The organism is Pseudomonas sp. S3_B08 (genome assembly GCF_054667725.1).
On sequence record NZ_CP162750.1, the window covers coordinates 1,503,531 to 1,529,280 of the forward strand.

The following is a 25,750-nucleotide window of genomic DNA, read 5'->3' on the forward strand; positions in this document are numbered from 1 at the left end:
GCGAATTAGCAGAAAAAAACCTACCCCGGATGCGCCGCCGCCAACAGCTCCTTGGTGTAGGGATGCTGCGGGTTGTCAAACACGTCGTGACTGGCACCACGCTCGACCACCTGACCGTCCTTGATCACGATCATGTCATGCGCCAACGCGCGTACCACCGCCAGATCATGGCTGATGAACAGGTAGGTCAAACCGTATTTTTCCTGCAAATCACGGAGCAGGGCGACCACTTGTTTCTGTACGGTGCGATCGAGGGCCGAGGTCGGTTCATCGAGCAGGATCAGCGCCGGTTTCAGCACCAAGGCCCGGGCGATGGCAATGCGCTGGCGTTGGCCGCCGGAAAATTCATGCGGGTAGCGATGGCGGCTTTCCGGGTCGAGGCCGACTTCCTTGAGCACGCGAATCACTTGCTCATCACATTCATTAGCGGTCGACTCGCAATGCACTTCCAGACCTTCGCTGATGATCTGTGCCACCGACATGCGCGGGCTCAGGCTGCCAAACGGGTCCTGAAACACCACCTGCATCTGCCGCCGCCACGGCCGCAGCTGCTTTTGATTGAGGCCGTCCAGCGCTTCGCCCTGAAAGCGAATGCTGCCCTCGGAATCCAGCAAGCGCAGGATCGCCTGACCCAGCGTCGACTTGCCCGAACCGGATTCGCCAACAATGCCCAAGGTCTTGCCGCGCTGAATATTCAGACTGATGCCATCGACTGCGCGCAGATACTGCTTGCGCCTGAACAGCCCGCCGCCGACCTGGAAATCGACGCGCAGGTCAGCGACTTCCAGCACATTTTCACGTTCGTCACGGGGCAGGGCTTCACCTTCCGGCTCAGCGTTCAACAGCACGCAGCTGTAAGGGTGTTTGGGTTCGGTGAACAGGGTTTCGCAGGGTGCCTGCTCGACGATCTCGCCAGCCTTCATCACACACACCCGCTGCGCGATGCTGCGCACCAGATTGAGATCGTGACTGATCAGCAGCAGCGACATGCCCAGGCGCTGTTGCAGGGACTTGAGCAGCAAGAGAATCTTGCGTTGCACGGTGACATCCAGTGCCGTTGTCGGCTCGTCGGCAATCAACAACTCCGGTTCGCAGGCCAGGGCCATGGCGATCATCACCCGTTGCCGTTGCCCGCCAGAGAGTTGATGCGGATAGGCTTTCAGGCGTTCCTTGGGCTTTTGAATGCCGACCAGTCCGAGCAATTCGAGAATGCGCTGCTGCGCTTGCTTGCCGCCGAGGCCGCGGTGCAGCAACAGAGTTTCGCCGATCTGCTTTTCGATGGTGTGCAACGGATTGAGCGAAGTCATCGGCTCCTGAAAGATCATCGCGATGCGATTGCCGCGCAGTTCTCGCAAGACCTTCGGATCAGCACCGAGCAGTTCCTGCCCGCGATAGCGGATGCTGCCACGGGTTTGCGCCTCGCTCTCAGGCAGCAGTTGCAGGATCGAATGCGCGGTCACCGATTTCCCCGAGCCCGATTCGCCGACCAGAGCCAGGCACTCACCGGGGCGGATATCCAGGCACAGGTCACGCACCACGGTCTGACCATGGAAGGCGACATTGAGGTGGCGGATTTCAATCAGGTTTTCAGTCATGGTCACGCTTCAGGATCGAGGGTCAAAAGCGTCACGTAACGCTTCGCCGATGAATACCAACAAGGAGAGGATCAGCGCCAGGGTAAAGAACGCGGTCAACCCGAGCCACGGTGCTTGCAGGTTCTGCTTGCCCTGACCGATCAGTTCGCCCAGCGAAGCGCTGCCGGCCGGCATGCCGAAACCGAGGAAATCCAGCGCGGTCAGCGTCGAAATCGCTCCGGTCAGAATGAACGGCAGGTAGCTGAGCGTCGCGTTCATTGCGTTGGGCAGGATGTGCCGGAAGATCACCTTGCGGTCAGTCAAGCCCAGGGCGCGCGCTGCTTTGACGTATTCCAGATTGCGCCCGCGCAGGAACTCGGCGCGCACCACATCGACCAGCGCCAACCATGAAAACAGCGCCATGATCCCCAGCAGCCACCAGAAATTCGGCTCGACGAAACCGGAGAGGATGATCAGCAGATACAGCACCGGCAGCCCCGACCATACCTCCAGCACGCGTTGTCCGAGCAGGTCGACCCAGCCACCGTAATACCCCTGCAATGCGCCGGCGGCGATACCGATCAGCGCACTGACAAATGTCAGCATCAAGGCAAACAGAATCGACACCCGAGCGCCAAAGATGACCCGCGCCAGCACATCGCGCGCCTGATCGTCGGTGCCCAGCCAGTTCACCGAGGTCGGAGGACTTGGCGCCGGTTTGTTCAGATCATAGTTGGGGGTGTCGTCGCTGAACGGAATCGGCGGGAACAGCAACCAGCCATCGTCCTTGCGTATCAGATTCTGCACGTACTCGCTGCGATAATCGGCCTGAAACGGCAGTTGGCCGCCGAACTCCTGTTCGGTATGGCGCTTGAACACCGGGAAGTACCACTGGCCCTGATAACTGACCATCAACGGTTTGTCGTTGGCGATCAACTCGCCACCCAGCGTCAGGATGAACAGGCCGATGAACAGCCACAGCGACCACCAGCCACGACGGTTTTTCTTGAAACGTTCGAAACGGCGACGACCCAAAGGCGAGAGCTTGAACATCAGGCATTCCTCGCGGCGAAGTCGATACGCGGGTCGACCAGGGTGTAGCACAGGTCGCCGATCAGTTTTATCAGCAGGCCGAACAGGGTGAAGATGAACAGTGAGCCGAACACCACCGGATAATCCCGCGATACCGCTGCTTCGTAACTCATGCGCCCAAGGCCATCGAGGGAGAAGATCACTTCGATCAGCAGTGAGCCGGCGAAGAACACACTGATGAACGCCTGAGGTATCCCCGAGACCACCAACAGCATGGCGTTGCGAAACACGTGTCCGTACAGCACGCGGCGTTCGCTCAAGCCTTTGGCGCGGGCCGTCACTACATACTGTCGGGTGATTTCATTGAGGAACGAGTTTTTTGTAAGGATCGTCAGCGTCGCGAATCCACCGATCACCAGCGCCGTGACCGGCAGCACCAGATGCCAGAAGTAATCGGCAATCTTGCCCAGTGTCGACAGCGATTCGAAGTTGTCCGACACCAGCCCGCGCACCGGAAACCAGTTGAGCGAAGTGCCGCCGGCGAATACGACGATCAGGAACATCGCGAACAGAAACGCCGGCATGGCGTAACCGATGATGATCGCCGTGCTGCTCCAGATATCGAAATGGCTGCCGTGGTGCACAGCCTTGCGGATGCCCAGCGGGATCGACACGAGATAGGTGATCAGCGTCGCCCACAGCCCGAGCGAAATGGTCACCGGCATCTTTTCCAGAATCAGGTCGGTGACTGTCGCGCCACGGAAGAAGCTCTTGCCGAAGTCCAGTTGCGCGTAATTCTTCAGCATCAGCCACAGACGCTCGTGGGCCGGTTTGTCGAAACCGTACTGCTTTTCGATGTCCTTGATCAGTTGCGGATCAAGGCCGCGGCTGGCGCGCGAGGCAGAGCTCGAGGTCTCGCTGGCACCGCCGCCAACACTGGCACCGCCAATGCCTTGCAGGTGGGCGATGGCTTGTTCGACCGGTCCGCCGGGCGCGGCCTGAATGATCACGAAATTGACCAGCAGGATGATCACCAGCGTCGGAATGATCAGCAGCAGGCGCCGCAGTATGTAACCCCACATCAGTGCGGTCCTCCGGGTCTGCCGCGACTGATTTTCTCAGCGGTCATCTGTTGATTGGTCAGTGGCGTGCGGCTGATTTCCCACCAGCTCTCGATGGCTTCGTCATTGCTCGCCTGCACCGTGGGAATGCCGAAGCGGTTCCACCACACGGTCGAAGTGCCCGGCGGGTAATAGTTGGGAATCCAGTAGTAGTTCCATTGCAGCACTCGGTCCAGCGCATGGGCGTAATGCAGCATGTCCGACTGAGTAGAGGCGCGGATCAGGCCGTTGATCAAGGTATCGACCGCCGGGTTTTTCAACACCATGTAATTGTTCGCGCCGGGATCGTTGGCCGCTGCCGAGCCGAAGTAGTTGAGCAACTCGCCGCCCGGAGAAGTAGTAACGGGGTAGCCGGTGACGATCATGTCGTAGTCGCGACTCATCAGGCGATTGACGTATTGCGAGGCGTCGATGCGGCGAATATTGAGCTCGATGCCGATCTGTTTCAGCGTGCGCTTGTAAGGCAACAGCAGGCGGTCCATTCCATTCTGGCTGACCAGAAAAGTGAAGCTCAGCGGTTCGCCGGCGCTGTTGACCAACTGGTCGCCATCCGGTTTCCAGCCGGCCTGCTCGAGCAGTTTCAGGGCTTGCAACTGCTTGTCACGGATGATGCCGCTGCCATCGGTCTTCGGTGCTTCGAAGACTTTGCTGAACACTTCCTCAGGCACCTGACCGCGCAGCGGTTCAAGGATTTTCAACTCCTGCGTATCGGGCAACTGCCGGGCGGCGAGATCGGTGTTGGAGAAGTAACTCTGCTGGCGGATATAGACGTTACGCATCATCTGCCGGTTGCTCCATTCGAAATCCCAGAGCATCGCCAGTGCCTGGCGCACGCGGCGGTCCTGGAACATCGGCTTTTGCAGGTTGAACACGAAACCCTGGGCCGATTGCGGCGCTTCAGTGGCGAGGTGGGCTTTCTGCAAACGGCCATCGCTGAGGGCAGGGCTGTCGTAGCCGATCGAATAGCCGGTCGCGGAAAACTCGCGGTTGTAGTCATAGGCGCCACCACGCAGCACCTGGCGGGCGACATCGGTGTCGCCGAAATACTCGATGCTGAAATGGTCGAAGTTGTACAGGCCGCGGCTGACCGGCAGGTCCTTGCCCCACCAGTCGCCATTGCGTTCGAACGTGATACTGCGCCCGGAGTCGACCTTGCCAACCCGGTACGGCCCGCTGCCCAGCGGCGGTTCATAACCACCGCCGCCGGCGAAATCGCGGCTCTTCCACCAGTGTTCGGGGAATACCGGCAAGGTCGCGATGTCCAGCGGCAAAGTTCGGTTTTCGTTGCTTTTGAAGTCGAAGCGCACGGTCAGCGGTGCCTCGATCTCGACGCCTTTGACGTCGGCAAACTGGGTGCGATAACGCAGGCTGCCCTGGGTCATCAGCAGGTTGTAGGTGTAGCGCACGTCTTCGGCGGTAATCGGTTTGCCATCGGCAAAGCGCGCCTTCGGGTTGATGAAGAAACGTAGCGAAAGACCGTCGTCCGAACGTTCCATCTTCTGCGCAACCAGACCATAGACGGTGTAAGGCTCGTCCAGCGAGCGTTGGGCCAGCGGCGAGTACAGCAGGCCGTCGATCTGCGTCACGCCGATGCCTTTGTCTATATAAGGCAGCAAATGGTCGAAGTGGCCGATCTCGATGGCCGAGCGCCGCATCGTCCCGCCCTTCGGCGCTTGCGGATTGGTGTAGTCGAAATGGCTGAAACCGGCGGGGTATTTGGCCGGTTCGCCGTAAACGGTCAGTGCGTGTTGCGGGGCAGCGTTCACGCCAGCGGCGCCAATGAGAAAGGCGAGGGCGGTGAGCATCAGTGTGGGAAAAACCAGTCGCATCGTCAGCCTTGGAACGCAAAATCGATAAGCGCAAGTTGTACGCGACCCGCGCGCCACTCGCCAGCCGTATGTGTAACTGAAACACAACGGCCCACCAGAAGGCGGGCCGTTGTCAGCAATCGGACGACGAGTCAGTCCTGACGGCTGGTGACTTCCAGCAGGTGATAACCGAACTGGGTTTTTACCGGGCCTTGCACGACGTTGATCGGCGCGCTGAATACCACGGTGTCGAATTCCTTGACCATCTGGCCTGGACCGAACGAGCCCAGATCGCCGCCCTGACGGCTGGACGGGCAGGTGGAGTTGGCTTTGGCGACTTCAGCGAAATCGGCGCCGGCTTCGATCTGAGCCTTGAGTTCGTTGCACTTGTCTTCGCTGGAAACCAGGATGTGGCGGGCAGTGGCTTTGGCCATGGGGAATTCTCCGAACTGTTTCAATAAAAGGTGGAGCGTACCGGAATCAGTCGGCGAATTCTCGGCAAAGTTCCATTCTGCGTTCCTTGCCCGATTCATAGATCCGCCGCTTGCAGACGCTGGGCATGTTCGACGTACAGGTCGATCGGATCCGGCGAGGGCGCTTTTGTGCCCGCGCTCCGCCGCAGGCTGGCCAAATGATCCATTGGGTAATCGGAACGGATCACTTGGCCGAGATGGCTACTGAAGCGTCCGACGAAACCATCATTCTGCTGGGGTTCGGTGGTGAAATATTGCGACAGGACCCGGCAGGTTGCTTGAACCGGATCCAGCACTGGCAACGTGGATTGCGCAACAACCCCGCTCCACGAGTAGTAGCGCACGCCGTTGACTTGCTCAGGACCATGCCCGCCCCAGGTTTGCGGCAGTCCCTGGGGAAATTTGTCATTGAATTGACCGACGCCGACCGTGGTCAATGCGTTGAGTGCGGCTAACGCATTCTGCGGCAATGTCACGCTGCCGCTCAGGAGTGACAGCAAGTCGGCAAATTGTGTCGCCACGTTCTGTGCGACGGCTTCGGGAAGCTTGCCCGGAATCAGTGCCCTGCGCAGGAAGTCGGCGAGCTCCGAGCCGTGGTTCGGGCCACTGACGGAGGTGACCGAAGCGACGACGTTTGGCGCAAGCGCCGCGGCATAGCGCGCAGCGAGTGCGCCCTGACTGTGTCCTATGAGGTTGACTTTCTTCGCGCCTGTGCCTCGCAGCACGCAAGCAATCTGTGACAGCAGTTGCTCGCCCCTCATTTCATTGTCGTGGGTGGCCGAAAGGTGTGGAACAAACAATCGACATCCGGCGGTTTTCAGCGCGGACTTGACGTCATGGAACAGCTCGAAATGACCGATATGCTCGAACCCGAACAGACCGTGGACCAACAGGATGGGATAACGAGTTGTAGCATTCCGTTGCATGTTCTTACCTTTTTCGTAGAAGTTCATCGGGAAATCACCGGGCCACTCTAAAACACTCATCCCGTTGAAGAAGTACGAAGAGGCTTCACATTGCGTTTGGAAATGGACTACGAGGCGTACGAAATTTCGGAGAGCTGTGAAATCCGAATCGGAAGTTCAGTGGGTCGTTTGTCGGCATAACCGCGTGACCTCTGCTGTTGCCTACTTTGCGAGTAGCGGTTACGCCGTTGTCGCGGTGGATTCGGCTGACATCCGGAACGTTCAAAGAGGTCCTCAATGTAGATGTCAGTGTCGTCATTCGGGGCGGCACGTTTTCCAGGGAGTGGAAGCGAAAATGAATAGCCATGAAATCGAGTTTTGCTGGCGGATGCGCCAGCCGATGGTTGCCGAAGTGTCTATCGAACCTCTGGTCGCGCCAACGATTGACGGGCTCCAAGGGAGCGTGTTGGATCCTTCGCTGGCCAAGGCCATCGTTCGCATTTCCCCTTATGCCAACATGAGCTGCGGCGATCAGATCGTGCTGTCTTGGGAGGGGCTGGATATCGAAGGCTTTGCCTATCAATACGAGAGTGTTCGATTCATCAGCCAGGTCCAGGTTGGCAAAGACGTCATCTTCGTCATCAAGGCGATGCATGTCGCTGCGCTGGACGGGGGCTCGCTGGAGGTTTACTGGACACTGCAAAGTGCGTCCGCGCCCAAGGCAGTGGAATCTGCTCGCCTGCAACTGTCTGTCGGGGACGTTGGACCGCATCTGTTGGCGCCGCAAATAGAAGGCTCGGTAAACGGAGCGCTGGAGCCGTCGCGAGTGGTCGAAGGCACCCTGGTGACCCTGCAGCCTTACGCTCGGATGTCAGCGGGCGACCGGATCATGCTGTCGTGGCATGGAGATGCTTCGCCTGAAATATTCACCGACTCGTTGAAGGTCGAGGCCTGCGCCGTCGCGCAAAGCCTGTCCTTCTGGGTGCCGGCCAGCTACGTCGAAGCGCATCGTGGTGGCGAGGTGGTGGTCGCCTACCGTGTTGAACAACGCTGTGGAGCCATCCGAACCTCGGAGCCTGCGACGGTTTTCATTGGGCCGGCAGTGCGTGCTGAACTGGCCGCGCCGGATATTGTTGGGGCGATCGATGATGTGCTGTCGGTGAAGGACTCGATAGAGGGGGGTTCCATTCTGATTGAAGACCCGCTGGTGCAGGAAGACGAGTTGGTCTATCTCAAGTGCGATGGTGATTTTTTCAGTCATCGCGATGATCTTGAAATCACTCGGGAGACGGCCGGGCAACCGGTGAGTTTCATTGTTCCCCATCGGTTCTGGCGCGAGCACCACGGCACGACGGTGGAGATTGCCTACACCATCGAACGTCTGGACGATACCAGTCAGCAATCTGCCGTGAGGCGGATCAGCATAGTGGCATAACCTGGGGAAGGTCAGCCCTCCGCGCTTCGTATGGAACGGGAGGGCGATCTGCGATCAGGCCCTGGCGTTAGCGAGGCGCCGTGCGGCGTCGGTCAGCAACTGTTCCGTTGCGTCAAAGCCGAGGCAGCCATCAGTGATCGATACGCCGTAGCGTAGAGAGGTGCTCAGCGGCTGGCAGCCTTCGAACAGATGAGATTCCAGCATCGCGCCGATCAGCGAGTGGTTGCCACGCAGGCGTTGTTCAAGCACCTCGTTGAACACGGCTGGCTGGCGCAGGGGATCCTTGCCGCTGTTGGCATGGCTGCAATCGACCATGATCCGGTTGGGGATCTTCAGTCGGCTGAGCTCGGCGCTGATGTTGGCTACGCTGGTTGCATCGTAGTTCGGCCCTTGATGGCCTCCGCGTAGCACGATGTGGGTATCAGCGTTGCCAGCTGTCTGCACGATCGCCGGATGCCCTTGGCTGTCCACACCGAAGTGCCGATGCGCATGGGCTGCCGAGCGCATGGCGTCGACAGCAATGGCGGCGCCGCCGTCGGTGCCGTTCTTGAAGCCCACCGGCATGTTCAAGCCACTGGCCATTTCGCGGTGGATCTGCGACTCGGTGGTGCGGGCTCCAATGGCCACCCAGCTCAGCAGGTCATCAAAGTAGCTGGCGGCCATGGGTTGCAGGAGTTCCGTAGCGACCGGTAGTCCGAGCTGGATCATTTCCAGCATCAGTTCGCGCGACAGCGTCAGGCCGGTAGCCATGTCGTCAGTGCCGTCCAGATGCGGATCGTAGGCTAGCCCTTTCCAGCCGACCGTCGTACGCGGCTTTTCGACGTAGGCGCGCATGACCAGCAGCATTTCACTGCTGACATCTTCGGCCAGACGAGCGAGTTTGCTGGCGTACTCAATCGCTGATTGCGGGTCATGGATAGAGCAGGGGCCAACGATGACCAGCAGGCGTGGGTCTTCACCGTCAAGGATGGCGCGCACCGCCTGGCGATGAGTGTTGACCTGTTGATGCAGGGAATGGCTGAGCGGCAATTGCTGTTTGAGCTGCAACGAGCTGGGCAGACGCAGAGTCAGCGCTTCGTTGGCAGAATCGATTGTGGACAGCGGCAAAGCGGAAACTGAAGAGTTCATGTTCGGTCTTCCTGGGCGGATGGCGGGTTTTTCCCGCGCACTCGGCCCTACTGGGGTGTTCGACAAATGGCCGTACTGGCTAGGCATGTGTGTTTGCCACCTATGGGTGACCGATCGGAGGCGGCAGGCTGTCCCGAGCGGAGGCTGGTAAATCGCCAGGCGCTAAAGCTGTCGTAACGGTAATAAGGGGCGTGGTTCATGGTGTAATCCTCGAAATGTGGTATGTCGCTGAAAGTGATGGGCCTGAAAAAACAAAACCCCAGGTCGGGAGGCCGACCGGGGGTTGAGAAATCTCTGGTAGGCGACCCGTTATCATGGGCGCCGTTTGGGTATCAGGCGCGCCAGTGGCTAAACCAATACCCAAAATAAAAATTGTCAGGAGCGCAAGTGTGATTCACCCGGGCAGCCGCGACCGAGCGCAGGGCGCTGGTGGTGCAAGACTGTGGAAGGGTGTTGAACATGTGCTGTCTCCGTTGAATGCGCCGAGCTTACTCGACGCTGATACGCATCAGCAATCAGAAAATGCTATTGCCCGCCGCTCGAAACGCCTATCACTGGCAAACCATGCGGGTGAAGGGCAACTTTGCAGTCATGGAGAAAGCTGAATGAGTTATCGAATCCGGCATGCCACCCGTGATGATCTTGCTTTTGCGCGGGATCTGACCTGTCGCAACATGCTGCGCTATTACATTGACCACGACCTGTTGTGGCAGGACGAGGCGTTCGACGCAGGCTGGCAGTATCGTGACAACTGGATGATCCTCCAGGATGAACTGGCGATCGGTTTTTTCAGTCTGAGCCAGGATGCGCGGGCGCTGTACATACGCGAATTGCAGATTGATCATCTCTGGCAAGGGCAGGGCGCCGGTTCCTGGGCCATTGGTCAAGTTACCGAAATGGCTCGTCAGGCAAGACGACCGGCACTGCGACTGACAGTGTTTGACAATAACCGGGCGCAAGAACTGTATGCACGCAAAGGACTGCGCATCGTGGGCAGGGATGAGTGTTTCCTCAGGATGCAGCTCGATTTGAGTACAGCTGTGCTCTGAAACCCACAGCCGGCAAGCCCTGAATGATGAATTGAAACTTTTTAAATGCGGCTTTCCGCTAGGTCTGTCTGGCACTTTTTGCTAAGGTGTCCGGCATCCCAATAAGACCATATCGCGAGGTGTCTGCTTGATTAGGGTGCTAGTGGTCGACGACCATGATCTCGTTCGCACAGGCATTACACGAATGCTGGCCGATATCGATGGCCTGCAGGTGGTGGGTCAGGCCGAGTCAGGTGAAGAGTCCCTGATCAAGGCCCGTGAATTGAAGCCTGACGTAGTGCTCATGGACGTCAAGATGCCCGGCATTGGCGGCCTCGAAGCCACGCGGAAGCTGCTGCGCAGCCACCCGGACATCAAGGTGGTTGCCGTTACGGTGTGCGAGGAAGACCCTTTCCCGACGCGTTTGCTGCAGGCCGGGGCGGCTGGTTACCTGACCAAGGGCGCGGGTCTGCCGGAAATGGTTCAGGCCATTCGTCTGGTCTTCGCCGGGCAGCGTTACATCAGTCCGCAGATCGCTCAGCAGTTGGCAATCAAATCATTCCAGCCCACCAATGATTCGCCGTTCGATGCGTTGTCCGAGCGGGAAATCCAGATTGCGTTGATGATTGTCGGTTGCCAGAAGGTCCAGATCATTTCCGACAAGTTGTGCCTGTCGCCGAAAACCGTGAATACCTACCGCTATCGCATTTTCGAGAAGCTTTCGATCAGCAGCGACGTCGAGTTGACACTGCTCGCGGTGCGTCACGGCATGGTGGATGCCAGCGCCTGACCATGACCGAGAAATTTGATTCCAGTGCTTTCCTGTCGACCGTCAGCGGTCGGCCCGGCGTCTATCGCATGTTCGACAGCGAAGCGCGCCTGCTCTATGTCGGCAAAGCGAAAAACCTGAAGAAACGTCTGGCGAGCTACTTTCGCAAGACCGGGCTGGCGCCGAAGACGGCCGCACTGGTCGGCCGTATCGCTCAGGTCGAGACGACCATCACCGCCAACGAAACCGAAGCGCTGCTGCTGGAACAGACGCTGATCAAGGAGTGGCGCCCGCCGTACAACATCCTGCTGCGCGACGATAAATCCTATCCGTACGTGTTTCTCTCCGACGGGCAGTTTCCGCGCCTGAGTATCCATCGCGGGGCAAAAAAGGCCAAGGGCAAGTATTTCGGCCCATATCCGAGTGCCGGTGCCATACGCGAAAGCCTGAGCATCCTGCAAAAAACCTTTTTCGTCCGTCAGTGCGAAGACAGCTATTACAGGAACCGCACCCGTCCGTGCCTGCAATACCAGATCAAACGCTGCAAGGCGCCGTGCGTGGGGTTGGTCGAGCCTGACGTCTACGCCGAAGACGTGCGCCACTCGGTGATGTTCCTCGAAGGTCGCAGCCATGCGCTGACCAACGAGCTGTCCATGGCGATGGAAGAGGCAGCGATCAATCTCGAGTTCGAGCGCGCGGCCGAATTGCGTGACCAGATCGGATTGCTGCGCCGGGTACAGGACCAGCAGAGCATGGAAGGCGGAACCGGCGATATCGACGTTATTGCCGCATTCGTCAACCCCGGCGGCGCCTGTGTTCACCTGATCAGCGTGCGCGGCGGGCGAGTGCTGGGCAGCAAGAATTTTTTCCCGCAGGTCGGCATCGAGGAAAACGTTTCCGAAGTCATGGCGGCGTTTCTCGGCCAGTACTACATCAGCAGCCCCGAGCGCGATTTGCCGAGCGAACTGATCGTGAATGTGGTTCACGAAGATTTTCCAGCGCTGATCGAAGGGATTCATACCTTGCGCGGCCGCGAATTGGCCATCAGTCACCGGGTGCGCGGTACCCGTGCGCGCTGGCAGCAACTGGCCGTGACCAACGCTGAGCAAGCGTTGGGCGCGCGTCTGGCCAACCGTCAGCACACCGCCGCGCGATTCGACGCGCTGGCCGAAGTGCTGAATCTGGATGAGCCGCCGCAACGTTTGGAATGCTACGACATCAGTCATTCCAGCGGCGAAGCGACGGTTGCCTCCTGCGTGGTGTTCGGGCCGGAAGGCGCGATCAAGTCGGATTACCGCCGCTACAACATCGAAGGCGTCACTGCCGGCGACGATTATGCGGCCATGCACCAGGCGCTGACCCGCAGGTTCAGCAAACTCAAGGACGGAGAGGGCAAGTTGCCGGACATCCTGCTGGTTGACGGTGGCAAGGGCCAATTGTCGATGGCCCGCGATGTGCTCAACGAACTGGCCGTGCCGGATCTGATCCTGTTGGGCGTCGCCAAAGGCGCCACGCGCAAGGCCGGTTTCGAAACGTTGTATCTGAATGATGCAGCGCACGAGTTCACCTTGCGCGGCGATTCGCCCGCGTTGCACCTGATTCAGCAGATCCGCGATGAGGCACACCGCTTTGCAATTACGGGGCATCGCGCCCGTCGCGGCAAGACCCGCCGAACCTCGACGCTTGAGGGTGTCGCAGGGGTAGGGCCGACGCGCCGCCGTGACCTATTGAAACATTTTGGTGGATTGCAGGAGCTGTCTCGTGCAAGCATCGAAGAGATCGCCAAAGCCCCGGGGATCAGTAAAAAGCTCGCTGAGTCGATTTATGCGAACCTGCATAGTGAGTAGAATGCCCCTTCACCTCGTAGCCAGTTGTGCCGATGAATATCCCTAATCTGATTACCGTTCTACGCGTCCTGCTCATCCCGATCTTCATATTGCTGTTCTATCTGCCTTACCAATGGAGTTACATGGCCTCCGCTTCGGTTTTTGCCTTTGCGGCTGCAACCGACTGGCTCGATGGTTATCTGGCGCGCCGACTGGAGCAAAGCACACCGTTCGGGGCGTTTCTCGATCCGGTCGCCGACAAGCTGATGGTCGCTGTTGCCCTGGTCTTGCTGGTGCAGGAACACGGCAATCTCTGGCTTACGCTGCCCGCAGCAGTCATCATCGGTCGCGAGATCGTGATTTCGGCGCTGCGCGAATGGATGGCCGAACTCGGCGCCCGGGCACAGGTGGCCGTTTCCAATCTCGGCAAATGGAAAACAGCGGCGCAAATGCTCGCGTTGGTGATTCTGCTGGCTCATCCAAAGGCATTGAGCTTCTGGGTCGTGCTCGGTTATACGCTGCTGATCGTCTCGGCAGGGCTGACCCTGTGGTCGATGGTTCAATACCTTCGCGCCGCCTGGCCGCACCTGAAGACTGATGTAGAAAAGAAATAAAAGTTTTTTGAATCAAGGGGTTGACGGGGCTTCTTAATTCTATAGAATGCGCCACACCAAGCGGGAATAGCTCAGTTGGTAGAGCACGACCTTGCCAAGGTCGGGGTCGCGAGTTCGAGTCTCGTTTCCCGCTCCAATTTGTACAGTGTTTGTTGTTGCGCTACTGACAGCAAATACTTTGAGGCCGAGTAGCAAAATGGTTATGCAGTGGATTGCAAATCCACCTACGCCGGTTCGATTCCGACCTCGGCCTCCACTATCAAAAACCCCGTAGATCAATGATCTACGGGGTTTTTTGTTGCTTGTGGGAAAAGTGTGGTGTTCCGCATCGTTTGAGTAGGGTCACTCAGTCAGACACGCCCCGGTCTTGATATGGCTGGCACCTTCCACCGTCAGATTCGAGAAAAAGATGCAGCCAATAAGGCGTGCGAATAACGTCAGTGTGTCCGCAAGATCCGGGTTATCAAACAGAACGGCCCTTGAATCCAGAGCACATAGGGCACCCCAGAGTCTTCCGTCCGGCAGGAAAACAGGCGCGCCTGCGTAGCTTTCAATTGAATACTGCTTCACCACAGGACGTGACGACAGTCGTCCATCCTTGCTGATTTGTGGAAGGAAGAGGGCTTGAGGATTTCGTCGAAACTCACTGCAGAGCGTAGTTTCCAGATCCAGCGTATCGCCTACGTTTATTCCCAGTTCAATCGGATCGTATGCCGAACAGACGATCCATTCCGTTTCCGTGAATTTTGCGATTCCGGCAAAGCGTGTACCGGTCAGGCGGGTGACAAGCTGCAGGATATTGGTGGTCGCTTCGATCTCGGCGATCGCCGAGCGCTCCTCTTGGCTTAAAGACGCTTTTAGAACGGTGTCACTCATTTGCATGGAATCAAATCTCCTGATTGCTTGTACATCCCTGAGCTCTGCTCTGGTGACGTTCTGTGAGGCGTGATCGTGGTTGAAGGGGGGCGTGCTGATACCCTTTGATTATTGATTTCGGCGCCAACCTTTAGCGTAGACATCCCGTCCAGACTTGGGTTGCCTGCTCATAATCTCAATCGATGAAACATCTGTCACCCGTGCAGCCAAGGTGATGGTGAGCATCTGAATCTTTTGAGTTTATCGCCACAATTTCCAGTCTGGTTGCTGCGATTTGCCAGTTACCTCGGCCTCTACTTCAAGCAAACTCCGTAGCTCCCTGATTTATGAGGCTTTTTGATTTTCTGCGGTCAGCGATATTTAGTTCTCAAATCGCGCACTCCAAACTTGCTTCACCGGGACGTGATGTATATATTCCCCGCTCGGCTTTTCAAGCGGTCATCCTGTCAGGATCCAACCGCAAGGCTGAGCAGAGCAATACCGCGCTACCGCCCGAATGGCGAAACTGGTAGACGCATGGGACTTAAAATCCCCCGCTCGTAAGGGCGTGCCGGTTCGATTCCGGCTTCGGGCACCATCTTAAATCAAGGGTTTGCGGGCGAAAGCTGATGCAAACCCTTGTTTGTTTCTGGTCCGCTATTCTGGAGTTGGTCCGCAATTCACTTGGTAGGCATGACTTTTTTGCCTTTTCGATTGCGGATGTACTGCTCGGTCATAACCACCGTCGTATGCCCAAGTTGATCTCTGGCTTGCAAGATATCGCCACTGGATTCGGCCTTATCGGTACCCGCCTTGGCGCGCAAGTCGCGCATCTGAAATTCAGCTTTCGGCACGCCGGCCGCTTCCCTGGCCAAGTCGAATCTCCTGCGCAACATCGCCACCGTCATCGGTGTGCCGTCCTCTGTAACGATCAGCCGCGTCGAGCGGACCTTGTGTTCTGACTTGCGGGACATGATTCGATCAATCAAAACCTTCAGCTCCCCCGTTATCTCGATCCGCCGCTTCGCCTTTGTCTTGCCCTGCAACACCCAAATCTGCCCGTCACGCACGTCGCGCTCATCCATCAGCCGGGTATCTGTTACCCGTTGCCCGGTCAGATAGGCGAGGTCCATTGCGTCTTGCAGGCCCACATCTGCCTTGTCGTGCACGCGTTTGAACAGCGCATCCTCGACATACGTATCCCGCCCGGTTTCCTTGTTTCCCTTGATGCCGGCGCATGGATTGGCAAGAGACGTATAACCCTTGTCCCGAGCGTAATTCCAGATGGCGCTGAGCAGCGCTTTCTCGCGGTTCGCGCGCACCGGCGCGGCCTTGCGCCATGTCAGGTACTGGCGTACGTGCAACGGCTCGATCGTTTCCAGCGGCGCTGGCGGGTCGTCGAAGAAAGCGATCAGATTCTTCAGCTCGCGCTTGTTGTCAGCCTGGGTCGCCGTGCCTTTGGTAGGGACGACGTCGACCATGTATTTTTCGGCGACGTAGCGGAACGTGATGACCTTGGCGACCAGATCGGTTGCGGTGCGATCACGCTCAAGCTTCGCGTACTCCATGATCGCCAAGCCGTAGTCGCTGCCCAGTGGAATTTCCTTTCTGTCTTTGCCGCCCGTGTCGTAGTAGTAGAACACCCGGCCGCTGGCTTTCTTGCGCTCCCGCAGCCTGGCGATCGAGCCGGGTTTACTTGGTCGTCTTCCCATGTCAGCTGGCCTTACGTGATTTCCATACGGGCTTTTCTGATTCAAATGCGCCGACGGCGGTGACCGCCATCGCGGTGACGCTCGGCCAGCCGTTCACTTTAATCGTATGGCGGACGCCGTTCTTTTTCAGGTTGAGGATCTGACCTGCCTTGGTTCGCGCGCCGGTGAGCTCGCAAACCTCCTCGTGCGATAGAAACTGAATGGTCATGTGATGCTCCATGCCGCGCGTGGCGCGCAGAAGGTGGTGTGAGCTACAGGTTCACTACCTGACTGTTCGGATCGAAAGGTTTGCCGTCGGGATCTACCACCAGGCGCGGCACGTTCTTTTGAAGAAACTCATCGAAACACTGAGGGCAATAACTGGCCTGAGTGGTCTGAAGCTGAGCGTGCCCGGTGTAGCCGCACTTCGGGCACTTGAGTGCTGTGGGGATAATGAAAGCCATGAGGATTCCTCGCCCGCCGTACACCGGCAGGCTTTTGAGTTGGGGGAGGGGTTAGGGCTTGGTGGTGTGCTGGCGTTTGCGTGCAGCGGCAACCAAAGCTTTGGATGTTTTCGCCACGCCGCCGGCAACGTCCTCGGGGAGGATTGCGGCATTGCAGTGAGGGCAGAGCGGCGCCATCTTCGTGCTGCGCCAGGCTTCGTCCATCACCTTTGCGGCGCGGCTACGGATCTGGAACTGTTCAGCTTCTGCCAGCTCACGGCGCCGAGTATTCAGCTTGGTCATGCCGGCGCTGAAAACCTCGACTATTCCAACAAAGGCGTCGAAAGCCTCAACCTCTACTTCACAGTCTTGGCACCAGACGCGCCGCTCTCCTTGGTCATAAACCAATTGTTTGTGTCGGCAGGAGGAAGCTGGGCGCCGTGTTAATCCTCTGGCTACGCGCAGGTCTTCGATCTGAACGACCTTCACGCCGTAAATGTAATCCTGCGGCTCAATCGGGGCGTCACTCATCACCGCGGCCCCTTGTAGCAGTACACGTAGGCGAACCAGGCGAGGGCGATCATGGCGTCACCCGCTTGAACTCGACGACCCAGACCCACGGGTTTGCGTCCCAGTCGCCGCCGGTGGAGTTCCACAACTCCTTCCACGCCTCCGGGTACCAGTCTCGGTAATTCGGCGAAACATCATCGCTTGCCAGCTCCGGCGGACACTGCAGGCCTTCCGCCCGGATATCGGCGCGGCTGATGTCCTGCAACCGCTCGACGCGCACGTCAGTGATCTCCAGCAGGATGCGGCTGGCCCAGCGCGGCATGTGGATGCTTGGCTTCCAGACTGGCTGATCGGCTTCATATGGGGTCAGCCCGTCGGCGGCGTACACCAGCGTGCCGTCGTCGCGTGCCTCGATCACATCCAAGTCATCCGGTTTGAGGTAGGGGCCGCGCATGACCTCGTTGTGATCGCAGTACCAGGTCTCGCGCACCCACAGCCGGTCGCCGGGGTTTCCGAAGGGGCATTCCGGATTGCACTTCGTGACGTCTGGGTTACGGATGAAGGGCTGGCCTTTGCCGTAGCTGCCAATGTCGGCACGTGAACGCGGCTGAACTTTGACCGGCCGCCGCGTGACCGTCTTCCGGCCATCCAGAACGGCGCGCACCATCGGCGCCGAGAACAGGATCGGCCGTTCCTTTATTTGACTCATGGGTCGTCCTTGCCGCTATAGCGGCTAAAATATGTACAAGGGAATTGGAGCTGTAGAGGTATTGAAACCAGCCGTCCGTAACCGCTTCGGCGCCGTTGCGCTTCGTTCGATCAGGTCTATCTTTGGAGGAGTTTTAAGCCCCTATCAAGGAACAGGCAGGAGGGCGGTATGAGGCTTCGCGGCGACATTTTCTGGGCTTGGGCAGATCCCGAGATCCACAACCGAACACATGATGAAACTCTCAGTAATGGAACTCACATCGACGTGCAGGTCAGGCTATCTCGTACCGGCGAAACTCAAATGTTCATCGGTGTTTATGCTTCCGGTGGCATGGCGTTGCATGAAGAAACCGTTAACCCAAGTCCGGGTGAATCAATGACCAGAGCTATGGCTTGGGGCGTAAGCCGAGCTCGTCAGTTGGCTGCTGCTGGAAGTGCGAGTCCTAAGTCAGCGTCCTCGAAATAGCGGCTGACTTTGAAGGGGGAGGGGGTTACTTGTTCAGGAGGGCGTCGATAGCGGCGTCGAACCTGTCCGCGTGGAAATAAAAAACGTCCCCACCATCAGTTGTGGCGGTGTCTTGCATTTTCTTGAAGCGATAGGGCGTCACTTTTCGCAGGAAGCGATACCGCACCGCTTCGCGCTCCGCCGCCTGGCACGCCTGCTGTTCTGCCTGGCGCCGCTGCTCCAGGCTATGCACCTGCTCGTCGCGCTCATTCAGCAGGAGCTGCAGGGCGTCACGCTCGGCGGTGACCCGGTCGAAGTCATCGCCGAGAACGTAAACAGTCATGGCCGGGTAAAGCTTGAGCAAGGCGGAAGTAGCTTCGACGAGCTCGCCCATTCGTGCGTAGCGTTTAACTTCGATCATCCTGCAATCTCCATCGATACCCGATCATGGGCATTCACAACCGTCATGCCGAGGCGTTCAGCGATCAGCACTTCGAGGCGGGCGCCGCTTGAGGAGTGCCAGCCGGGAAGCCTGGCCACTGTGTCGCAATCCATCAGCGCCTTGATGTCGCGGCGCATGCATTCGCTCCAGGTGCCGCCGTCCGGGTTGAGCTCGGCAGGGTTGGTCACCGTGTGCCCTGCGTCGCGGAGCTGGGCGGTCATGGCGTGGAAAGCTGGGAAGTTGAGACCGGGAAGGCCTGTCATGGGACCGCTGAGGTAGATGCGCTTCATGCGGCCACCTTCGGCGTGTAGGTCAGCGTGCCGTCGAGGATCGCTTCCTTGATGGCTTCGAACTCCCAGGCGTAGTACTGCGATTCGACGTAGACCCGCATTTCGCCGTAGTCGTGCTTCTTGCGCTGGATGAACGCTTCGGCGGCATCGCGAGTGAAGTGACTGTTCAGGATTTCCCAGCGCTTGTTCCAGCCGGTGACGGTGTGGTCATCGCACTCGGCGAGATATTCCCACTGGTCGTCCTCGTCCAGATCCATAAAGCTGCATTCCCGATCAGCCATCAGTGCCTGGTCGATCTCTGCGCGCTCTTCGTCGTCGAGGTCGTCCCAGTATTCTTTCGGGCTGAACCACGACCGATCCTCGAGGCGGACAACCCGACCTTCGGCGTAGTCGATCTCGTAGCCGTAATCGATCCGCTTGGTCTGCACAGTGAAAATGGCGGCCGCTGTGTGGTGCCATTTAACGCCGGCTCCGTTGCAGTGATAACGGAGGCGCTCGACGAAGTCGGTCCAGGTCGAAGCATCAAGCGCTGCGCCGGTCGCCAATGTCGGCAGCAGCTCGGCCGGTTTGTTTTCTGTGGGCATGGGGCGTCCTATGCCGGGGCATGCCCGGGCGGTGGAGGGTGGTGAGGGATCAGCTACAGTTCAGCGATCAGCCAATGGAGGTGGGTATGACCTGTTACATCTGCGGGAAAGACGTCGAGGCGATCAAGTTTCCAGATAGTGAGGAAATTCCGTGCCCTGACTGCTCGCATTACAGGATTTCAGGAACAGCGATCGCCTTGTTTAAACAGCACAATTGGCGATTTAACGTTGAGCTGGCGCGCCTTTGGATCACGTCTCAGCAGGGTTCCGGTGTTATTCCTCTGATCGATTCGAGTAGAGCGGCGAGCCTGCTTTAGGCAGCAGCTTTCAGCGCCTCGATGATTCGCTGGCCAGCAAGGGGCGGAACAGCGTTCCCAGCCATGTGCATGGTCAGCCTGTGGTTGTCGGGACGCAGGGTGTCGGCGGGGAACGACATGGCGGCAAGCGCCTCATTTGCCGAGAGCATCCGCATTTCATCGCCTCGAACCAGCGCCCAGCGATCCAGTGTGGTGATGGTGCCGATCGGGCGGTTGATATCACGACCGGTCAGCCCTGAGCCCTTGCCGTAGTAGGGCATGATGAACTGATCGCCGAATCGCTCTCGGCCATTGCGCACCCGGTCCAAAGTGGCCTGCGCGCGCCCCGGCTTCTCGATCGGTGACCAGCGCCCAGCGTCGAACTGCAGGAAGCTGGCGGCGGGAACGTGCTGGCGCCGGTGGAGCTCGAGCATCAGCGGCGATTTACTGCGAGTGCAGACCAGGAACAGGCGCACTCGGTGCTGTGGGACGCCAAGGTCAGCACAATCGACCACGTGGGGCGCGATCATGTAGCCCAGCGCTGCCATGGCCTGCGACCAGGCTGGATACAGTGCCCAGTCTGTGAACTCCTCGACATTCTCGACCAGCACCACTTCGGGCTTGTGGAACTCGGCGGCGGACACAACCGCCCATGCTGTCGAGCGGGATGCGTCGTGCTGTGCATTGCCTGACTTCTTTCCGCGGGCCTTCGAATGGCCTTGGCAGCAGGGTGACGCGAGCATGATGTCGTGAGTGGGCACCTTCGACCAATCCGCCTGATGCAGGTCTTGGCAGACGTGGACGGCCTCCGGGTGGTTGGCGCTGTGCCATTCGACGGCGACCGGCCAGTGGTTGGCCGCCCAGATTACTTCGATACCTGCATTGCGGGCACCGGTGGACCATCCGCCGAGACCGGCGAACAAATCGATAGCAGTTGGCATTGTTCGGCCCCACATGTATGTTCACGTAAAAGTAAAGAGTTATGGTTATGGACTTTTCTGAGGTGTATCGGCTTTGCAAGAGGAGCCAGTCGCTTAAGCGTGGAGTGAAATCTGTAATAGATCGCTTAGATAGCTCAGGCGTGCAATACATTGCGCTCGAAGAGGTGAATGTTAATTATTTTGCTGCGATTCCGGGCTATCGATTTACAACAATTGAAGGCACCGCTTTCTTTCCTCGCGATTTAACTAAGGTGCCAAATTCTCAGGGTGTGACTTGGGTGCGGGATGCATTGATTCAAGCGGATATAGTTGTGCCGCCTTATTATGGAATGGGTTTCGTCGGAAGTTATGCGTCACGCATACTTTCGGCCCGAACAGATCAGGACAAACTTGATATAGGTAGTGAGATGCTCAGGAGGATGTACCCGTCGGATGGTTTGGCAGAACTCATCTGCGGAGTCTGGGCCTTGAGGCAAACTTATGAAACCTTTCACCAGACGCTGATTGAGTCAGCTAAAGCTTATTCTATCGGACTGCATAGCGTAGCTATTATTGGTCTGCTCCCATGTATTGAGGGGATAATCAGAGCTCTTGGTGTGAAGGTGGGGCTGCGCGTAGAAGCCGCCGTTAATATCCATCAGCTGCTTAGAGTATTTGATCGACTTAAGTCAAAAGAGCTGGATATGATGTTTGATGGATACGATTGGTTGCCCTCTGACTTGAATAGCAAGCTACTGAGCCGGTTTCATGAAAGAGTTCAGATGTACGACGGCATATCTGAGTATTTTAGTACCAAACTTTATCAGCACACGAGTGACGTCAGCGATTCAACGTCTCTAAATCGACACGGAATCGCGCACGGGCTATTTTACGGTTATGCGACCGCGGAAAATTATCTTCGTCTATTCAATCTCTTAAGCGCGTTGTCGATGGTTGCAGCTATCGCTGAGGGTAAGGGTAGTATGTTGCATCCAGGAGCAAGCGATAGCTCTAGAGCGCTAACTCAAAAGTTAGAGATATGTCGGGCTGTTGCAAAGTCGGTTAGGTGATCCGAACATTCAAGATTAAATGAACTGCGCGGCTAAGGGTTATTTGTCGTGGTGAATACGAAGTGCTTCGCGGTCAAAGGCAAGCTTTAGTTTCCGCGACACGTTTTCGGGTATCACGTATTCGTGTCGCGGCGGTGGCTCAAGCAGTGGAAGGGCGCCGCCCGGGCCAAGTCCGTGCAGGTGGTGAATCATCAGGGTAATGGCCTCGCCCTGTTCCTCGATGCCGCTCCAGGCCATCAGCTCAGCGAGTGCTTGGCGAGTACCGGGCAGGCAGTGCAGCCTGATTTCCTCTTCGCCGCGCTCCTTTCTCTTCGCCGCGGCTTTCGCTGAGCGATCTGCATTGCTCTTGGCCATGGGCTACCTCTTCAATTCCGCTGGCCGGCAAGTCCAGCCAGGTCTGTCGTTTACGTTGCTGGGTGCGGAAACGTCTCACGCAGCTACCTTCACCTGATGCCAGGCGCCGACCGAAGCCAGCAGCGCTGACAACCGCGCTTCTGGTACCGGCCTGTCACCGGGCACGGCCAGCCAGCCCATGCCGATCCGGTGATTGGGATTGCAGTCGGCCTTCACCTCTTCGTAGAAATGCTCCAGGACATCCGAGAGTCTTTCCACCAGATGCACGCCGTCCGGCTTGATATCGATCGACTTGATGTACTTGGCGCCGTCCTGACGAATGCAGATGCCTGCGATGTAAATCGTCCAGCGGTGCGCGACATCGCAGAGCGCGTCGGAAACCGCTCTCGACAGGATCTGCTTGCCGTTCTTCCAGTTGATCATGACCTGCAGGCCGCTTGGATCAATGTTGATGACAGCTGCGTGGTGGGTGTTGACCAACGCCCGCATGCTGCGCTCGATCTGCACGCGCCGATTGCATGGCTTGCGTTTCGACTTCATAGCGAGTCCGCCATTTTGCGCAGAGCCTTGCGCTCAGCGGCCGATATCGGCTTCGGCCGGCGCTTGAGGACCGTTTCAGGGTCTATTTTCTTCGAGCGAGGAGGCGGCAGCGGGTTGCGCGGCGGGCTTTTCAGTTGATCGATCCGCCCGCCAGCGGCCAGGTATTGCGCGATTCGCTCAGCGATCGACTCGGCGTCAGATCGGTGCTGCTCGACGAGATTGAGGTGGTTGCTGATCATGCTGCGATCCCCAGTACCAAGTTCATGCGATCCTCAAGGATCTCGTAGAAGGTTTTCACCCGCTCCGAGAGCTTGCGGATCATTGCTTCGTCGCGGTAGGCGCGTTTAATGAATAGCGGCATGCCCGGCCAGTAACAGACGAAGTCGATCCACTCGCGTTCCGACACCCACAAGCCGCCCTGGCATTGGGCGATGTGCTCTTTCGGGATCTCGCCGCCGAGGATTACCTCGACCTGCAGCTTCGGCAGCTTGGTTTTGATTTCTGTCAGACCGTCCTCAAGCACCAGGGAATCCGGCGAGTAACCGATGCCGTGGTTGAGGATGATGCCGACCTGCGTCGTTTTCAGTTCTTCGCGATCCTCGTACAAGATGCGCGCCGCGCCTTCCAGTTCGTGGCCGCGTTCGGTATGGCGGTTACCAGTGAATGGGTCGGCAAGCTCGCCGGTGATGCGTTCGCCGATCAGGGTGTTCATGTAGGTGAATGCCCCTGCGCCGAATCCAGCTTCACCCTTTCCGTTGACCAGTAGGCTGTCCAGCTCCGAGCAGGTGACAATGCCAAGGCGCAAGGCAAGCCACTCAGGCGTGCCTTGCTGAATATCGGTGATGATTTGCATGGTTTACTCCTGCGGCCGGCTGGCGGCTTTGGTGATCCGCGCTGAAACTGCATCGAACTCGGACTTGAAGACGTTGGCTGCACACCCGTATTTGGCCGCGAAGTTGTCCTGTAGCACCTGACTGCACTTCTTCAGCAACGCGTCCAGTTGAGCGGCCTGGCCAGCGGTGATGACCGGCTCTTTCGGCGGTTCGGGATTCTTATTGGCGCCTTGGCCGTCATCGTCTTCGCCCGTGGTGGTGAAGTTGAGCAATGCGCCGGCGGTGTAGCGTTTCCCGTAACTGACAGAGCTGGCCACCGCCTGAACGGCGTTTTTATTTCCGCTGACATCCGCAGGGAGAAAGATCGACGTCACCTCTCGATGGCCGGCGCGGTGGCTGAGTACGCCCTCGACCTCAACCCCGCCCTGAGTGCGTGGAATTCGGAACGACAAGCCAAACCCGTGCTTAGCGAGGACGGGTTTGATTTGTTCGTTGATGTCTTCCCACAGCGCGTAGGTGGATTGAACGTTCTTGAACTTGTCGCGGATCGCTCCGCGTTCGCCGATCACCGGCATTTCCTCCTGCATCTGAGCCAGCGCTTCGTCGTACTGCTGTTTCGCCTGCTGCGCCTGGTAGCGTTCGTGCATCGCCATCAAGCGTTCCATCTTGTCGATGTCAGCATCCGGGGACATCGCCACCTGCTGGATGATCGACATGATTGTTGCCGATTCGGTTTGCACGGCCGGGACGCGCTCGACCTTTTCTGTCACTGCCAGATTGCTCATAGCGACCTCAGTAGCTGATTGAAATGGCGGGGATCTTGCGCTGGGCGATCAGAGTGATTGCCTGCTTGGCGCATTCTTCAGGCATGCCGCCGGCGATAAACGCTTCGAGTGCGGCGCGGTTGATTGCCCTGCGGTGTGCTTCGTCCTGCTCGCGGGCTTCCTGTTGGCGGAGGATTTCGGCAGCCGCTGCATCGGCGCGGCGTCGCTCGTCGGCGCGCGCTTGCTCTGCGGCCTGTTCGGCGCGTTTTGCTGCGGCTTGGCGCTCCTGCTCAGCACGTTGCTCGGCGGCGATGCGATTCGCTTCCGCCTGCTCGGCCACAAGTCGAGCCTGCTCGGCCTGCTGCTCAAGCTGGAGGCGCTGACGCTCGGCCTGTGCCTCTGCTTCGCGGGCAGCTTGCTCGGCGGCACGCTGCGCTGCGGCAGCCTGATCAAGCAACTCTTGCTCGCGGCGGGCGGCGGCGTCTCGTTCTGCCTGGGCACGCTGCTCAGCTTCGCGGCGGGTGCGCTCTTCAGCTTCCCGGGCGATCTGTGCATCCCGATCGCGCTGAGCCTGTGCTTCGGCTTCGGCGCGCAAACGGATCAATTCGGCCTGCTCAGCTTCGTATCGCGCTCGCTCGGCGTGCAGGGCGCGCAGCTTGATCAGCGTCTGATCTTTCACTTGGGCGGCTTCGGCCAAGAACTCTTCCCAGCTGTCGCCGATTTCGAGCAGTTCGAGGTCGGCGATGATGTTGGCCAAGTGGGCGGACGTTGGCGCTATTTCGAAGATGGCGAGATCCTTGATCTGCTGGATCGCGTCGACGTGAGCGTCTGTCCGGGCAATCTCGGCCTGCTCCCAGTCTGTCAGCGGCTGGCGAGTGGCGTCACGCAGCGCGTCCATCTTGTTCACGAACTCGCGCAGCTCGGCCTCGACGATCTTTGGCATTTCCTTCAGGCGTTTGAGGTAATCGCGGCCCGGCTTTTCCACGGCTGTCTTCGACTTGCTGACCTTTGCCGCCAGAGAGGCGATACGCTCGCGGCCCTTGCGAGTGGTCAGGTCTGGAACCTCGGCGGTGACCTCAGCAGCTACCGCGTCGAAGAACTGGCCAAGGCCGCCGGCGACATAGATGGCCGGTGCGTTTTCTTCGCTGATGTCGTCAATCTTGATGACTTGCTGTTGTGCGGACACGGGGAATCCTTGCCGCGACGTGCGCAGCGCTTGAAGTTGAAAGTCAGGAGGTGATGCGGTCGGCGAGGGCGCTGAGCAGCATAAGAAGGGTGAAAACGCCGATGGC

The 25,750-nt window shown here is 58.4% G+C and carries 30 protein-coding genes and 3 tRNA genes; 10 read left to right on the forward strand and 23 right to left on the reverse strand.

Annotated features, from left to right (window positions below; translation table 11 throughout):
• Window positions 1-20: 20 nt before the first annotated feature.
• The 6 genes from AB4N73_RS06810 to AB4N73_RS06835 form a co-directional block, all read right to left on the reverse strand.
• On the reverse strand, window positions 21-1,595 hold the full coding sequence (locus tag AB4N73_RS06810) for an ABC transporter ATP-binding protein (protein ID WP_150635514.1): 1,575 nt from the start codon (window positions 1,593-1,595) through the stop codon (window positions 21-23).
• 9 nt (window positions 1,596-1,604) lie between these two features.
• Window positions 1,605-2,627, reverse strand: coding sequence for an ABC transporter permease (locus AB4N73_RS06815; protein ID WP_423661885.1), 1,023 nt, complete (start codon window positions 2,625-2,627; stop codon window positions 1,605-1,607).
• Window positions 2,627-3,688 (reverse strand): microcin C ABC transporter permease YejB, encoded by a 1,062-nt coding sequence (locus tag AB4N73_RS06820; RefSeq protein WP_056785267.1) that lies wholly within the window; start codon window positions 3,686-3,688, stop codon window positions 2,627-2,629. Before AB4N73_RS06820 ends, AB4N73_RS06815 begins: the two co-directional genes overlap by 1 nt.
• Entirely contained in the window at window positions 3,688-5,556 is a 1,869-nt protein-coding gene (locus tag AB4N73_RS06825; RefSeq protein WP_423661887.1) for an extracellular solute-binding protein, read from the reverse strand. Before AB4N73_RS06825 ends, AB4N73_RS06820 begins: the two co-directional genes overlap by 1 nt.
• Window positions 5,557-5,687: 131 nt before the next feature.
• The gene (locus AB4N73_RS06830; RefSeq protein ID WP_041478733.1) at window positions 5,688-5,969 is read right to left on the reverse strand and encodes a peptidylprolyl isomerase; all 282 of its coding nucleotides are present in this window, start codon (window positions 5,967-5,969) and stop codon (window positions 5,688-5,690) included.
• 95 nt (window positions 5,970-6,064) lie between these two features.
• Window positions 6,065-6,934, reverse strand: coding sequence for an esterase/lipase family protein (locus AB4N73_RS06835; RefSeq protein ID WP_460143578.1), 870 nt, complete (start codon window positions 6,932-6,934; stop codon window positions 6,065-6,067).
• Between the two features lie 334 nt (window positions 6,935-7,268).
• Here AB4N73_RS06835 and AB4N73_RS06840 point away from each other — a divergent pair, with 334 nt between their 5' ends.
• On the forward strand, window positions 7,269-8,348 hold the full coding sequence (locus AB4N73_RS06840; RefSeq protein ID WP_460143116.1) for a hypothetical protein: 1,080 nt from the start codon (window positions 7,269-7,271) through the stop codon (window positions 8,346-8,348).
• Between the two features lie 54 nt (window positions 8,349-8,402).
• On the opposite strand, the gene AB4N73_RS06845 is transcribed toward AB4N73_RS06840, so the two are convergent.
• Entirely contained in the window at window positions 8,403-9,476 is a 1,074-nt protein-coding gene (locus AB4N73_RS06845) for a 3-deoxy-7-phosphoheptulonate synthase (protein ID WP_095179767.1), read from the reverse strand.
• Window positions 9,477-10,081: 605 nt separating this feature from the next.
• On the opposite strand from AB4N73_RS06845, the gene AB4N73_RS06850 reads away from it, so the two are divergent.
• The 6 genes from AB4N73_RS06850 to AB4N73_RS06875 all read left to right on the forward strand — a co-directional run bounded on the left by AB4N73_RS06850 (window position 10,082) and on the right by AB4N73_RS06875 (window position 13,969).
• A complete protein-coding gene (locus AB4N73_RS06850; RefSeq protein WP_095179769.1) occupies window positions 10,082-10,525 on the forward strand; it encodes a GNAT family N-acetyltransferase in 444 nt (147 codons plus the stop codon).
• Window positions 10,526-10,652: 127 nt separating this feature from the next.
• Window positions 10,653-11,294: a response regulator transcription factor GacA gene (gacA, locus tag AB4N73_RS06855; RefSeq protein ID WP_024012761.1), complete on the forward strand. Its 642-nt coding sequence runs from the start codon at window positions 10,653-10,655 to the stop codon at window positions 11,292-11,294.
• 2 nt (window positions 11,295-11,296) lie between these two features.
• Window positions 11,297-13,120, forward strand: a complete 1,824-nt coding sequence (gene uvrC / locus AB4N73_RS06860; protein WP_095179771.1) for an excinuclease ABC subunit UvrC — start codon at window positions 11,297-11,299, stop codon at window positions 13,118-13,120.
• Window positions 13,121-13,152: 32 nt separating this feature from the next.
• Window positions 13,153-13,713: a CDP-diacylglycerol--glycerol-3-phosphate 3-phosphatidyltransferase gene (gene pgsA, locus AB4N73_RS06865; protein ID WP_041478738.1), complete on the forward strand. Its 561-nt coding sequence runs from the start codon at window positions 13,153-13,155 to the stop codon at window positions 13,711-13,713.
• 60 nt (window positions 13,714-13,773) lie between these two features.
• A tRNA-Gly gene (locus AB4N73_RS06870) sits at window positions 13,774-13,849 on the forward strand.
• 46 nt (window positions 13,850-13,895) lie between these two features.
• Window positions 13,896-13,969: transfer RNA gene (locus tag AB4N73_RS06875), tRNA-Cys, on the forward strand.
• Window positions 13,970-14,055: 86 nt separating this feature from the next.
• On the opposite strand, the gene AB4N73_RS06880 is transcribed toward AB4N73_RS06875, so the two are convergent.
• Window positions 14,056-14,589 (reverse strand): GAF domain-containing protein, encoded by a 534-nt coding sequence (locus AB4N73_RS06880; protein WP_164488345.1) that lies wholly within the window; start codon window positions 14,587-14,589, stop codon window positions 14,056-14,058.
• A 490-nt stretch (window positions 14,590-15,079) separates the two neighbouring features.
• Here AB4N73_RS06880 and AB4N73_RS06885 point away from each other — a divergent pair.
• Window positions 15,080-15,166, forward strand: a tRNA-Leu gene (locus tag AB4N73_RS06885).
• 82 nt (window positions 15,167-15,248) lie between these two features.
• On the opposite strand, the gene AB4N73_RS06890 is transcribed toward AB4N73_RS06885, so the two are convergent.
• Genes AB4N73_RS06890 through AB4N73_RS06910 form a run of 5 tightly spaced genes read right to left on the reverse strand, consistent with a single transcriptional unit; the run spans window position 15,249 to window position 17,921 of the window.
• Window positions 15,249-16,280 (reverse strand): site-specific integrase, encoded by a 1,032-nt coding sequence (locus AB4N73_RS06890; RefSeq protein WP_056785289.1) that lies wholly within the window; start codon window positions 16,278-16,280, stop codon window positions 15,249-15,251.
• Between the two features lies 1 nt (window position 16,281).
• Window positions 16,282-16,488: a DUF4224 domain-containing protein gene (locus AB4N73_RS06895; RefSeq protein WP_056785291.1), complete on the reverse strand. Its 207-nt coding sequence runs from the start codon at window positions 16,486-16,488 to the stop codon at window positions 16,282-16,284.
• Between the two features lie 43 nt (window positions 16,489-16,531).
• Entirely contained in the window at window positions 16,532-16,723 is a 192-nt protein-coding gene (locus AB4N73_RS06900; protein ID WP_125926743.1) for a hypothetical protein, read from the reverse strand.
• Window positions 16,724-16,774: 51 nt separating this feature from the next.
• Window positions 16,775-17,233 carry a hypothetical protein gene (locus tag AB4N73_RS06905; protein ID WP_252869369.1) on the reverse strand — a complete coding sequence of 153 codons (459 nt, stop codon included), beginning with the start codon at window positions 17,231-17,233 and terminating at the stop codon, window positions 16,775-16,777.
• 49 nt (window positions 17,234-17,282) lie between these two features.
• Window positions 17,283-17,921 (reverse strand): hypothetical protein, encoded by a 639-nt coding sequence (locus AB4N73_RS06910; RefSeq protein WP_460143117.1) that lies wholly within the window; start codon window positions 17,919-17,921, stop codon window positions 17,283-17,285.
• Window positions 17,922-18,089: 168 nt separating this feature from the next.
• On the opposite strand from AB4N73_RS06910, the gene AB4N73_RS06915 reads away from it, so the two are divergent.
• Window positions 18,090-18,386 (forward strand): hypothetical protein, encoded by a 297-nt coding sequence (locus tag AB4N73_RS06915; RefSeq protein ID WP_083386928.1) that lies wholly within the window; start codon window positions 18,090-18,092, stop codon window positions 18,384-18,386.
• A gap of 25 nt (window positions 18,387-18,411) precedes the next feature.
• Here the strand turns inward: AB4N73_RS06915 and AB4N73_RS06920 are convergent, their stop codons facing one another.
• The 4 genes from AB4N73_RS06920 to AB4N73_RS06935 all read right to left on the reverse strand — a co-directional run bounded on the left by AB4N73_RS06920 (window position 18,412) and on the right by AB4N73_RS06935 (window position 20,918).
• Window positions 18,412-18,786 (reverse strand): hypothetical protein, encoded by a 375-nt coding sequence (locus tag AB4N73_RS06920; RefSeq protein WP_460143118.1) that lies wholly within the window; start codon window positions 18,784-18,786, stop codon window positions 18,412-18,414.
• On the reverse strand, window positions 18,783-19,097 hold the full coding sequence (locus tag AB4N73_RS06925; RefSeq protein ID WP_460143119.1) for a DUF4406 domain-containing protein: 315 nt from the start codon (window positions 19,095-19,097) through the stop codon (window positions 18,783-18,785). The genes AB4N73_RS06920 and AB4N73_RS06925 overlap by 4 nt, the downstream gene beginning before the upstream one ends.
• Window positions 19,094-19,681: a hypothetical protein gene (locus tag AB4N73_RS06930; RefSeq protein WP_460143120.1), complete on the reverse strand. Its 588-nt coding sequence runs from the start codon at window positions 19,679-19,681 to the stop codon at window positions 19,094-19,096. Before AB4N73_RS06930 ends, AB4N73_RS06925 begins: the two co-directional genes overlap by 4 nt.
• Window positions 19,682-19,994: 313 nt before the next feature.
• Entirely contained in the window at window positions 19,995-20,918 is a 924-nt protein-coding gene (locus AB4N73_RS06935) for a DNA cytosine methyltransferase (protein WP_460143121.1), read from the reverse strand.
• 47 nt (window positions 20,919-20,965) lie between these two features.
• Here AB4N73_RS06935 and AB4N73_RS06940 point away from each other — a divergent pair, with 47 nt between their 5' ends.
• On the forward strand, window positions 20,966-21,967 hold the full coding sequence (locus AB4N73_RS06940) for a hypothetical protein (protein ID WP_460143122.1): 1,002 nt from the start codon (window positions 20,966-20,968) through the stop codon (window positions 21,965-21,967).
• A gap of 39 nt (window positions 21,968-22,006) precedes the next feature.
• Here AB4N73_RS06940 and AB4N73_RS06945 read toward each other — a convergent pair whose 3' ends face one another.
• The 6 genes from AB4N73_RS06945 to AB4N73_RS06970 all read right to left on the reverse strand — a co-directional run bounded on the left by AB4N73_RS06945 (window position 22,007) and on the right by AB4N73_RS06970 (window position 25,644).
• Complete coding sequence (locus AB4N73_RS06945; RefSeq protein WP_460143123.1) at window positions 22,007-22,321, reverse strand: hypothetical protein; 315 nt, start codon at window positions 22,319-22,321, stop codon at window positions 22,007-22,009.
• A 75-nt stretch (window positions 22,322-22,396) separates the two neighbouring features.
• The gene (locus tag AB4N73_RS06950; protein WP_460143124.1) at window positions 22,397-22,861 is read right to left on the reverse strand and encodes a hypothetical protein; all 465 of its coding nucleotides are present in this window, start codon (window positions 22,859-22,861) and stop codon (window positions 22,397-22,399) included.
• Window positions 22,858-23,100, reverse strand: a complete 243-nt coding sequence (locus AB4N73_RS06955; protein ID WP_460143125.1) for a hypothetical protein — start codon at window positions 23,098-23,100, stop codon at window positions 22,858-22,860. Before AB4N73_RS06955 ends, AB4N73_RS06950 begins: the two co-directional genes overlap by 4 nt.
• Window positions 23,097-23,714 (reverse strand): lambda exonuclease family protein, encoded by a 618-nt coding sequence (locus tag AB4N73_RS06960; RefSeq protein WP_460143126.1) that lies wholly within the window; start codon window positions 23,712-23,714, stop codon window positions 23,097-23,099. Before AB4N73_RS06960 ends, AB4N73_RS06955 begins: the two co-directional genes overlap by 4 nt.
• A 3-nt stretch (window positions 23,715-23,717) precedes the next feature.
• Window positions 23,718-24,479 carry an ERF family protein gene (locus tag AB4N73_RS06965; protein WP_150651045.1) on the reverse strand — a complete coding sequence of 254 codons (762 nt, stop codon included), beginning with the start codon at window positions 24,477-24,479 and terminating at the stop codon, window positions 23,718-23,720.
• 7 nt (window positions 24,480-24,486) lie between these two features.
• Window positions 24,487-25,644 (reverse strand): hypothetical protein, encoded by a 1,158-nt coding sequence (locus tag AB4N73_RS06970; RefSeq protein ID WP_460143127.1) that lies wholly within the window; start codon window positions 25,642-25,644, stop codon window positions 24,487-24,489.
• Window positions 25,645-25,750: the final 106 nt, after the last annotated feature.